This is a genomic window from Streptomyces sp. rh34, from assembly GCF_002551245.1.
In the GTDB taxonomy this organism is placed as follows: domain Bacteria; phylum Actinomycetota; class Actinomycetes; order Streptomycetales; family Streptomycetaceae; genus Streptomyces.
Genome location: NZ_NTGZ01000263.1, coordinates 1 through 10,164, shown reverse-complemented (window position 1 = coordinate 10,164; position 10,164 = coordinate 1). Strand labels below are relative to the sequence as shown.

The 10,164-nt window shown below is 71.8% G+C and carries 11 protein-coding genes; 5 read left to right on the top strand and 6 right to left on the bottom strand.

Annotation, left to right across the window (positions count from 1 at the left end):
• Positions 1 to 446 (bottom strand): SsgA family sporulation/cell division regulator (locus CR470_RS31460; RefSeq protein ID WP_097870876.1); only part of this gene is annotated, 446 nt, incomplete at its 3' end.
• Positions 447 to 900: 454 nt separating this feature from the next.
• Here CR470_RS31460 and CR470_RS31455 point away from each other — a divergent pair.
• Together CR470_RS31455 and CR470_RS31450 are read left to right on the top strand one after the other, a co-directional pair.
• Entirely contained in the window at positions 901 to 2,100 is a 1,200-nt protein-coding gene (locus tag CR470_RS31455; RefSeq protein ID WP_373561456.1) for a serine hydrolase domain-containing protein, read from the top strand.
• A complete protein-coding gene (locus CR470_RS31450) occupies positions 2,097 to 2,900 on the top strand; it encodes an SDR family NAD(P)-dependent oxidoreductase (RefSeq protein WP_097870875.1) in 804 nt (267 codons plus the stop codon). The genes CR470_RS31455 and CR470_RS31450 overlap by 4 nt, the downstream gene beginning before the upstream one ends.
• A 144-nt stretch (positions 2,901 to 3,044) precedes the next feature.
• On the opposite strand, the gene CR470_RS31445 is transcribed toward CR470_RS31450, so the two are convergent.
• Entirely contained in the window at positions 3,045 to 3,506 is a 462-nt protein-coding gene (locus tag CR470_RS31445; protein ID WP_097870874.1) for a GNAT family N-acetyltransferase, read from the bottom strand.
• A gap of 167 nt (positions 3,507 to 3,673) precedes the next feature.
• On the opposite strand from CR470_RS31445, the gene CR470_RS31440 reads away from it, so the two are divergent.
• Entirely contained in the window at positions 3,674 to 4,255 is a 582-nt protein-coding gene (locus tag CR470_RS31440; RefSeq protein WP_097870873.1) for a hypothetical protein, read from the top strand.
• 29 nt (positions 4,256 to 4,284) lie between these two features.
• Here CR470_RS31440 and CR470_RS31435 read toward each other — a convergent pair whose 3' ends face one another.
• On the bottom strand, positions 4,285 to 4,479 hold the full coding sequence (locus tag CR470_RS31435; protein ID WP_143663913.1) for a hypothetical protein: 195 nt from the start codon (positions 4,477 to 4,479) through the stop codon (positions 4,285 to 4,287).
• A gap of 486 nt (positions 4,480 to 4,965) precedes the next feature.
• Here CR470_RS31435 and CR470_RS31430 point away from each other — a divergent pair, with 486 nt between their 5' ends.
• Positions 4,966 to 6,498 (top strand): alanine/glycine:cation symporter family protein, encoded by a 1,533-nt coding sequence (locus tag CR470_RS31430; protein WP_097870871.1) that lies wholly within the window; start codon positions 4,966 to 4,968, stop codon positions 6,496 to 6,498.
• A 92-nt stretch (positions 6,499 to 6,590) separates the two neighbouring features.
• Here CR470_RS31430 and CR470_RS31425 read toward each other — a convergent pair whose 3' ends face one another.
• From CR470_RS31425 to CR470_RS31415, 3 genes are all read right to left on the bottom strand, one after another.
• Positions 6,591 to 7,442, bottom strand: coding sequence for a DMT family transporter (locus CR470_RS31425; RefSeq protein ID WP_097870870.1), 852 nt, complete (start codon positions 7,440 to 7,442; stop codon positions 6,591 to 6,593).
• Positions 7,439 to 7,957, bottom strand: a complete 519-nt coding sequence (locus tag CR470_RS31420; RefSeq protein ID WP_097870869.1) for a YbaK/EbsC family protein — start codon at positions 7,955 to 7,957, stop codon at positions 7,439 to 7,441. The genes CR470_RS31425 and CR470_RS31420 overlap by 4 nt, the downstream gene beginning before the upstream one ends.
• A gap of 67 nt (positions 7,958 to 8,024) precedes the next feature.
• Positions 8,025 to 8,783 (bottom strand): AraC family transcriptional regulator, encoded by a 759-nt coding sequence (locus tag CR470_RS31415; RefSeq protein ID WP_097870877.1) that lies wholly within the window; start codon positions 8,781 to 8,783, stop codon positions 8,025 to 8,027.
• A gap of 54 nt (positions 8,784 to 8,837) precedes the next feature.
• Here CR470_RS31415 and CR470_RS31410 point away from each other — a divergent pair, with 54 nt between their 5' ends.
• Entirely contained in the window at positions 8,838 to 10,043 is a 1,206-nt protein-coding gene (locus tag CR470_RS31410; protein WP_097870868.1) for an MFS transporter, read from the top strand.
• The last annotated feature ends 121 nt before the right edge of the window (positions 10,044 to 10,164 follow it).

Genomic DNA, 10,164 nt, shown 5'->3' with positions numbered 1-10,164 from the left:
AGCTGTGCGCCCTGCTCGGGCCGTGCGCCCCGCGCCGGGCGGGTGGTGCGGGACGGCGGCTCCCGTCCGGCGTCCGGCGACGTGGCCGGTGCCTGCGCCGATGATGTCTGCGTCTGTGCCTGTGCCTGCTGGGTGCGGGCGAGGAAGCGGATCAGCGTCCGGATCTCGAACTGGAACACCTCGACCCCGTCCGTCGAGTGCAGCTCCACGATCAGCTGCGTACGGCCGCACGGCCAGACGCGGACGGCGCCGCGCTCGATCGGGGTGCGCAGGCCGCGCTCCAGGAGGTCACGGCCGAACGCCCAGTCGGTGCCGTCGGGCAGTCCGATGTGGACGGTGCGTCGGTCGTCGGCCGGGTCGTACCGCAGGTTCACGGGTACCGGGCGGGTCAGGGGGCCATCGGTGATGAGCCGGGCGCGGGCATGTATTTCGATCACGGGGGACATGGGCCGGCTCCTCCTGTATGTATAGCTCTGCACTCCAATGTCCCATATTTCGCGGAAGCGGCACGGCGAGCGTGCGCTCACGTACGCGTGTACCCGATGGTGCCGCTGACGCACCTGTCTCCGTGGCATCGGCGAGGGCGTCATCGTTGCCGTCGACCGTACGCGGGGCCTCCTCCGCGACGAGAAACCGATGCGCTGCCACCGGCTGGACTGCCGTTCGGCTTCGCCCCGCGCTCCGCCGGTGTTCCGTCGGCGTAAACAGGTGGTGACAGCCCGGTGGTCACGGTGACCCGCCCCCCGAACACCCCGCCGGGGCGTGCACCATGGGGGGATGAGCGGGAGCGCGGGACTGAGGACGACGGTGGGCGCGGAAGCGGAATCGGGATCGGAACCGGGATCAGGCACGGGAGCGGAGTCAGGCCCGGTGGCCGTAACAGGCCCGGAAGTGGACGGGATCCAGCCCGAAGCGGTGCCCGAGGCCGTCACCGCGGATGTGCGGGGCACGGTCGCGCCCGGGTTCGAACCGGTCGCGGAGGCGTTCGTCCGTAACTTCGAGCAGCGCGGGGAGCGCGGCGCGGCCGTCGCCGTCTACCGCCACGGGCGCAAGGTCGTCGACCTGTGGGCCGGTACGAGAGACGTCGACGGCAGCGAGCCGTGGGCCGTCGACACCGTCCAGATCGTCCGCTCGGCGGGCAAGGGCATCGCCGCCGCCGTCCCCCTGCTGCTTCACCAGCGCGGACAGGTCGACCTGGATGCCCCGGTCTCCACCTACTGGCCGGAGTTCAAGGCGAACGGCAAGGAACGCGTCCTCGTCCGCGACCTCCTCGCGCACCGGGCCGGGGTCCCCGCCCTGGACACCGCCCTCACCCCCGCCGAGGCCGCCGACGGAGTCTCCGGCCCCGTCGCCGTCGCCGCCCAGCGCCCGTACTGGGAGCCCGGCACCGACCACGGCTACCACGCCCAGACCTACAGCTGGCTGATCGGCGAACTGGTCCGCCGCGCCACCGGCCGCACCATCGGCCGCTGGATCGCCGAGGAGATCGCCCGCCCGCTCGGCCTCGACTTCTGGTTCGGGCTCCCCGCCGACGAGGCCCACCGCATCGGCCGTATCGGCCCGGTGGAGCCCCCGGCCGCCGCCGCGGTGTCGGGCGCTCTGCGCGTACGCCCCAAACGCTCCGTCGTCGAGGCCTACCGGGACCCCGACTCCCTCACCCGCAGGGCGTTCGGCGCGATCGACCCGTTCCCCGACGAGAACGACCCCGCCTACCGCGCGGCCGAACTCCCCGCCTCGGGCGGCATCGCGACAGCCCGGGGCCTGGCCCGCTGCTACGCGGCGATGATCGGCCCCGTCGACGGCCACCGCCGGCTGTTCGCCCCCGCCACGCTCACCCTGGCCCGCACCGAGGAGTCGGCGGGCCCGGACCGGGTCCTGGTCGTCAACACCCGTTTCGGCCTCGGCTACATGCTGCACGGCCCGGCCGCCCCGCTGCTGGGCCCCGGTTCCTTCGGCCACCCCGGACGCGGCGGTTCCCTCGGCTTCGCGGACCCCGAGTCCGGAATCGCGCTCGGCTATGTCACCAACGGACTCCAGAAGGGAGTTACCGCCGATCCCCGTGCCCAGGCCCTGGTCAGGGCAGTACGGTCGGCGCTATGACACCAGCACCCGTGCAGACCCCAGCCCGGTTCGCCGGATACAGCGTCCTGATCACCGCCGCCGGCCAGGGCATCGGCGCGGCGACCGCCCGCCGCCTGGCGGCGGAAGGAGCTTCCGTCCTCGTCACCGACCTGGACGCGAAGCGTGCCGCCCACACGGCGGCGGCGATACGCGAGGCGGGCGGCACCGCCGAATCCCTCGTCTGCGACGTGGCCGACCGGGCGGCGGTCGAGGCGGCCGTCGCCCACGCGGTCGCCGCCTTCGGCCGGCTCGACGTCCTGGTCAACAACGCCTACGCGGCGGGCCAGGACACCCCGCTCTTCGAGGACGAGACGGACGAGGTCTGGGAACGCGACCTGGACATCACCCTCTCCGGCCCGTTCCGCTGCGCCCGCGCCGCGCTGCCGCACCTGGTCGCCTCGGGCCGGGGCGCGATCGTCACCATCGGCTCCGTCAACGGGGAACAGGACTTCGGCGGCCACGCGTACAGCGCCGCCAAGGCGGGCCTGACCAGCCTCACCCGTACGCTGGCGGGCCATGCCGGACCGCGCGGCGTACGGGTCAACCTGGTCGCCCCCGGCACCATCCGCACCGACGCCTGGGCGGGCCGCGACGCCGAACTGGACCGGGCCGCCGCCCTCTACCCGCTCGGCCGCGTAGGTACCCCCGAGGACATCGCGTCCGCCGTCGCCTTCCTCGCCTCCGGCGACGCGGCCTGGATCACCGGGACGACGCTGCGCGTGGACGGCGGGATCCTCGCGGTGAACACGGGCTTCCGGCAGGCGATGGCGCAGCCGTGAGCCCGGCGACTACGCGGAGGCGGTGGTATCGGTCTTGCCGGTAGCCGTCCACCAGGACAGCACTCGGGCCGCGATCGCCGCCGGCTCTGACGGCAGAGGGGCGAGACCGAAGTGATCCTCCAGCTCGTGTCGCAGGAAGCGGGACTAGCGCTCAGCGCTCAGGATCATCAGCCGCTCGGGGTCGGGTACGGGGACGAACCCGACCTTCGCGTACAGCTCGTGGGCGTCCAGCGTGGCGAGAAGGGTCCGCTTCAGCCCGTACGGCGCGAGGTGGTCGCGAACGGCGGTCGCCAGCCGGACGCCCAGGCCCCGGCCCCGATGCGCCGGGTCCACGTAGACGTCGCAGAGCCAGGCGAAGGTCGCCCGGTCCGTGACGACCCGGGCGTAGGCGACCTGGGCCCCGTCGGGGCCGTAGACACCGAAGTTGAGGGACCCGCGCACGGACCGCTCGACGGTGTCGCGGCTGCGGCCGAGTGCCCAGAAGGCGTCGGTGGAGAGCCAGTGGTGCACCAGGCCGATGTCGAGGCGACCGGGATCGGTGTCGATCTCGTACCTGTCGGTGTCCAGGATCCTGTTCCCGTCTTCGCCGCGCGTGGTGGACGTCATGGGCTGGGATCGTAGTCGCGGCCGGCGGCGCCTTCGACAGCGCAACCGCCCGCGTGCACGGGGCGGGTAGCTCAGGATCCCTGGGTAAAGACCGATATGAACTCCCTCGCGACCGCACTGTGGGTACACCGGGGTCGCTGTCCCGACGACATGAAGGAGAGCCGCCGATGAGGTTCAGACGCCCGGGCAAGCCGGACGGCCCGGGAGAGGAACGCTTCACCGAGGGGTACCCGGCCGTCGGCGTGATCGAGGACTCGATCGAGGACGGCCCCAGCGAGGTGCAGGGCCCCGACACGCTCGTCATCAGCGCCGACATGCCGGGACACGGCGTCCTCCGCCGGAGGGTGACCTGCCCGCTGTCGATACCCGGTAGCGGACGCCAACTGGTCGGGCGGGCCGTCGGCTTCCGGCACATCACCCACGACCCCGACGACGTGGACGACGTGCTCGTCGTCCGGTGGCCGGACGCGGTCGGAAAGGCCCTGGAACCGTTCCGTCCCACGGGGCCCGGGGCGGGGCGCGCACGGGCATGGAGGCTCCTCGCTCAGTGCAGTGCGGTCGTCACGGCAGGCGGAGTCCTGCTGACCGCGGTGATGCTCATCGGCGTGGTGTTCACCGGCGGCGAGCTGTTCGCCGATCTCCCGGCGTGGTTCCGGCCCGGCGTGGTGCTCACCGCGAGTGCGGCCGCGACGCTGCTGGGACCGTTCGCGTTCGCCTTCTGCGATGCCCGCAAGACGGTGCCCGGCTGACCGCCACCCGCACGGTTGGAGAACGGCCCTCAGGCGGCGGTCCGCACCCCCTCGGTTCGGTGCGTCTGGTGCCTCGGGCGCGTCTGCGCGCGGTCCTCCCGGCAGTCGCGGCGGTGGCCGGGGGTGGGGGAGCGGAAGGCTCGGTCGCAGTCGTCGCAGGCCTGGAAGGGAGTGACGGTGGTGCGGAGGCGGTCCTCGTCGCGGTGCGGGAGTCTGCTCGGCACGCACGACGCGTTGATGAGCCGCACCGGCCTGTCTACGCGGCGACCGGCGGGGTAAGCGGGGGGAGGCATCCCCTCCGGCCGGAGGGGCGCCTGGGGCCGGAGGGGCCCCCTCCGCTCGGAGGTCCCCCTCCGACCCGCCGATAGGTGTCCGATAAACGTACCTGCGATTCCGCATAACGATGACGTCACCCACCCAGCATCTTCACCCGCACTCTCAAAAAAAGTGACCTGCATCACTAAGAATCGAGCAAACGGCGTGGTACAAATGCCCAACTTCCACGGCGGGAACCTCGCCGAAGCGGAGCGCCGGGACCGCCCCGGTGGCAGGCCAGAGCGACCGTCATCGTTGTCCACCCCATGGGACACGCCGCGTCGCCGACCGGACGACGACGTTCGCTCATCCCTCCAGAAACGTTCCCCCATCGCACACCGACCGGCGAAGGCACCCCACCTGTCCGCCGTTCCCGCGTCATCGAGGTAGCCAACGTGTCACTCGAATCCATAACCGAGAACGTCGACGAAGCTGTCAGCGGGTTCTTCGAACCCATAGCCAAATGGCTCGGCGAGATCGTCTTCTACGCCGTCCCCGTCGGCGGGACGGACCTCCCGCTCATCGTCGCCTGGCTGGTGGTGGCGGGCCTCGTCTTCACTTTCTGGTTCGGATTCGTCCAGCTGCGCAAGTTCCGCCTCGCCATCGATGTGGTGCGCGGCAAGTACGACGACAAGGACTCGGCGGGCGAGGTCAACCACTTCCAGGCGCTGACCGCCGCCATCTCCGGCACGGTCGGCCTCGGGAACATCGCCGGTGTCGCCGTCGCCGTCTCCATCGGCGGCGCCGGAGCCACGTTCTGGATGATCCTCTGCGGCCTCCTCGGCATGGCCACCAAGTTCGTCGAGGTCACCCTCGGTGTGAAGTACCGCGAGATCCACGCCGACGGGACCGTCTCCGGCGGACCGATGCACTACCTGCCCAAGGGGCTGGCGGAACGTTTCGGGAAGAACGGAAAGACCCTCGGCAAGGTCCTCGCCGTCCTCGCCTCGATCATGATCCTGTTCTTCGGGCTCTTCGGCGGCAACCTCTTCCAGGTCAACCAGTCCTACGCGCAGCTCGTCTCCGTCACCGGCGGCGAGGACGGGGCGATGGGCTCCTCCGCCGGCGCCCTCTTCTTCGGCATTCTCGTAGCCGCTCTCGTCGGCATCGTGCTCCTCGGCGGCATCCGCTCCATCGCCTCGGTCACCAGCCGGCTCATCCCCGCGATGGCCGGGATCTACATCGTCGCCTGTCTCGTCGTCATCCTCGTCAACGTCACCGCCGTGCCCGACGCGATCGGCACGATCATCGACGGCGCCTTCAACCCCGAAGGGGTCGCGGGCGGTGTGCTCGGCGCACTGATCATCGGGTTCAAGCGAGCCGCGTTCTCCAACGAGGCCGGCCTCGGTTCCGCGCCGATCGCCCACTCCGCGGTCAAGACCAAGCACCCGGCCAGCGAGGGCCTGGTCGCCCTGCTGGAACCGTTCATCGACACCGTCGTCATCTGCACCATGACCGCGCTGACGATCGTCATCGCCAACCCGGCCAGCTGGGGCGAGGCGCGCAACGACGATTCCATCGGCGGCGTGACGATCACCTCGGACGCGTTCGAGACCGTGCTGCCCTGGTTCCCGTACGTCCTGACCGTCGCGGTGATCCTCTTCGCCTTCTCCACGGTGCTCACCTGGGGCTACTACGGCCTCAAGGCCTGGACCTACCTCTTCGGCCGCAGCCGCACCAGCGAGATCGTCTTCAAGTCCCTCTACACCCTGTTCGCCGTCTCCGGGTCCCTGCTCACCCTGCAGACCCTCATCGACCTGGCCGACGCGGTGCTGTTCTCCCTGGCCGTCATCAACATCATCGGCCTCTACCTCCTCGCGCCCGTCGTCAAGCGCGAGCTGAACACGTTCCTCGAATACGTCCGCACCCGGAAGGCCGGCGGGACGGACGGGGACAAGGACGACGAGCCGTCCAAGGCAGCCGTCTGAGCCTGCTCCGACCTGACATCTGATACCGGATGGCTGACGCTTGATGTCTGTTGATGCCTCCCGCCCTGTGTGCACGCACAGGGCGGGAGGCATCAACTCGTGTGCAGCATCAGCCCGATGCCCACCACCATCAGCCCCGCCGCCGCGATCCTCGGGGCCCCGAAGCGCTCCTTGAAGAACAGCGCGCCGATCGCCGCGCCCACGATGATCGACGACTCGCGCAGCGCCGCGATCGGGGCGAGCGGGGCCTTCGTCTGGGCCCAGAGGACCAGTCCGTACGCGGTGACCGACAGGGCCGCGCCGACCAGGCCCCGTACCGCGAAGGGCCGTAGCTGCGGGAGGAGTTCGGCGCGGCGGCGGTGGTACGCGTACGCCGGGATCGCCAGGCCCTCCAGGACCATCAGCCAGGCGATGTAGCCCAGCGGGGTGCCCGAGGCGCGCACGCCGACGCCGTCGACCGTGGTGTACCCGGCGATGGCCAGGCCGGTGCCGAGGGCCGCCACGATCGCCGGCCAGTGCGGGCGCTTGCCGGAGCCCCGGATGCCCCACAGCGCCAGCCCGACCAGCCCGGCAGAGGCCACCGCCACGCCCGCCGTGGCCCAGCCGTCCGGACGCTCGCCGACGAACACCGCCGCCAGGACCGTCACCACCAGCGGGGCCGTGCCCCGGGCGATCGGGTACATCTGCCCGAAGTCGCCGAGGGTGAACGAGCGCATCAGCAGCAGCATGTACAGCACGTGCAGTGCGGCCGAGGCCACCAGATACGGCCAGGCCCCGGCCGCCGGGAACGGGGCGAGGAGGGCCATCGCCACGCCGATCAGCAGACCGCCGCCGGAGATCAGCGTGAAGGAGAGCAGCTGATCCTTGATCGCGTGGGCGATGGCGTTCCAACTGGCGTGCGTGACAGCGGCTATGAGGACCGCGAGAGCGACCAGAGGGGTCACTTGGCGGGCTCGCGCACATCCACGACCGTCGCGCCCGCGTGGGCGATCAGCGTTTTCGGGTCCAGCGGGAACACCGTGTGCGGGGTGCCCGCCGCCGCCCACACCACCGCGTGGTCCAGCAGCCGCCGGTCCGCCAGCACTCGGGTCCGGGTGGCGTGGCCGAAGGGCGGCACGCCGCCGATGGCGTACCCGGTCGTCTCCCGGACCAGGTCCGCGTCCGCCCGCTTGACCTTCTGTGCGTCCAGTTCGCGCCGTACCAGCTCCACGTCCACCCGCGAGGAGCCGTCCATCAGGACCAGCACGGGCACGCCGTCCGCCGTGAAGACCAGGGACTTGACGATCTCGCTCAGCGAGCAGCCGATCGCGGCGGCGGCCTCCGCCGCCGTACGGGTCGCGTCCGGGAAGCGGCGCACCTCGACCTGGAGGCCCAGCGCGGCCAGCGCCTCGGCGAACCGGGGATGGGCGTGGGAGACGGGGGCGGCGGGCGTGGTCGCGAGAGGTTCGGATGCGCTCATGGCTGCACGCTAGCGGTCGGTGCAGCATGCATGCGAGGGGGTTCCGGGTGGTGGGCGCGAGGCGGCCCTACTCCGTCCGGTGGGCGCCCGGGGTGTGGCCGAACGTGCGGCGGAAGACCTCGATGAAGGCGCTGGTGGACGACCAGCCGCACTGGTGTGCCACCGACGTCACCGGCGTCCGCTCGGTCAGGAGGACCAGGGCGTGGTGGAGACGGAGCTGGGTGCGCCACTGCGGGAAGGTCATGCCGAGGTCGCTGCGGAACAGCCGGGACAGGGTCCGGTCGCTCGCCCCGACCCGGCGGCCCAGTTCGGCGAGCGTACGGCTGTCGCCCGGATCGGCCTGGAGGATGGCGCACAGGGCGCGCAGCAGCGGGGCGGTGGGCGTGGGCAGGTGCAACGACTGCTGCGCGGACGCCCGTAACTGGTCGAGGAGCACGGCGCGGAGGCGGGCCCGTTCGGGGCGGTCGTCGCCCTCGGCGCGGGTGTAGGCGATGAGCAGTTCGCGCAGGAGCGGGCTGACGGCCAGCACGGTCGGTGTGTCGAGGCCGAGCGGATTCTCGGTGACGGGCAGCCCCACCAGGTGCAGATCGAGTTCGCCGTAGGCCCGGTGTGCGTGCACGGTGCCGGCGGGCACCCAGATCGCGCGCGTGGCCGGGGCGACCCAGGACCCCGCGCCGGTCGTGACGGTCAGCACGCCCCGGCCCGCGTAGACGATCTGGTGGTCGTCGTGCCGGTGGGCATCGATCGAGCCGCCGGGCGCCAGCCGCCGGGTGCGGGTCGGTGCCACCGGATCATGGCGAATGGAAGCCTGGCGGAGGTCCGTCATCATGTGGCAGTTTATCGAAAGCGCGACAGCACACCCGGGCCGGAACATGGCGGGATGCGAAGGAACACGCCGATCGTCCTGCTGTCCGTGGGCCATGCCTGCGTCGACATCTACCAAGGCTCCGTCGCGGCCCTCGTGCCGTTCTTCATCGCCGAGCGTTCCTACTCCCTCGCCGTCGCCTCGGGCATCGTGCTGGCCGCCTCGTTGCTGTCCTCCGTGGCGCAGCCGCTGTTCGGCGTGCTCACCGACCGTTGGCCCATGCCGTGGCTCCTGCCGGTGAGCACACTGCTCGGCGGTCTCGGCATCGCGCTGAGCGGCCTCAGCGGCTCCTATCCGCTCACCCTGGTGTTCGTCGCGCTGTCGGGGATCGGGGTGGCCGCCTACCACCCCGAGTCCGCCCGCGTCGCCCGGATCGCCGGCCGGGGCAGTCACCGGGCGATGGGCTGGTTCTCCACGGGGGGCACGGTCGGCTTCGCACTCGCCCCGCTCACGGTCGCCGCCGTGATGAGCGTCGGCGGGCTGCGCTGGACGCCCCTGCTCGTGCTGCCGGCCCTCGTCGGCGCCGCGTTGTGCCTGCCGGTCGTGCGTGTCCTCCAGCAGAGGCAGGCCGCCGGGTCCCGGACGACGACGCCGCCGGCCGGGAGCGACGACATCGCCTCCTTCGTACGGCTGTCCCTGGCCGTGGTCTTCCGGTCGGTCGCGTTCATCGGCCTGAGTACCTTCATCTCGCTGTACGTCCGCCAACGCCTGGGAGGCGGCATGGCGGTGGGCACCGTGGCGCTCTTCGTGCTCTACCTCGGCAGCACGGTCGGCGCGGTGCTCGGCGGGTCCCTGGCCACCCGGTGGGACCGGGTGGCGGTGGCGCGCTGGTCGTACCTGGTCACGGCCGCGGCCGTCGCGGGCGTGGTGTGGGTGCCGGGCCCGGCCGTCTTCCTGTTCCTGGCGCTGACCTCGGCCGGCCTGTACGTGCCGTTCTCGTTGCAGGTGACGCTCGGCCAGGACTACCTGCCCTCCCGCGTCGGCACCGCCGGCGGGATCACCCTCGGGCTGACCGTCAGCATCGGCGGCCTGGCCAGTCCCGCCATCGGCGCACTCGCCGACGCCACGTCCTTGCGGACAGCCCTGGCGCCCCTCGTGGCGATGCCGCTGCTGAGCTGGCTGCTCTTTCGCACCTTGCGCGAACCGGGCGAGCAAGGGCCTCGGTTCGCGCAAGGTGCGGAAGGGGACGAGACCGTCGTCGGGGCGGGGAAACCCGGATGACCCCTTCCGGGCGGCGCCACACGAACACCAAGGTTGCCGCGCCCCACCGCGTACGGGCTGCGCCGGGGGGCCGGGCGGCGGAGTGGGCGTCCTCCGCGGCCCGCGTCACGCCGGGCGGACG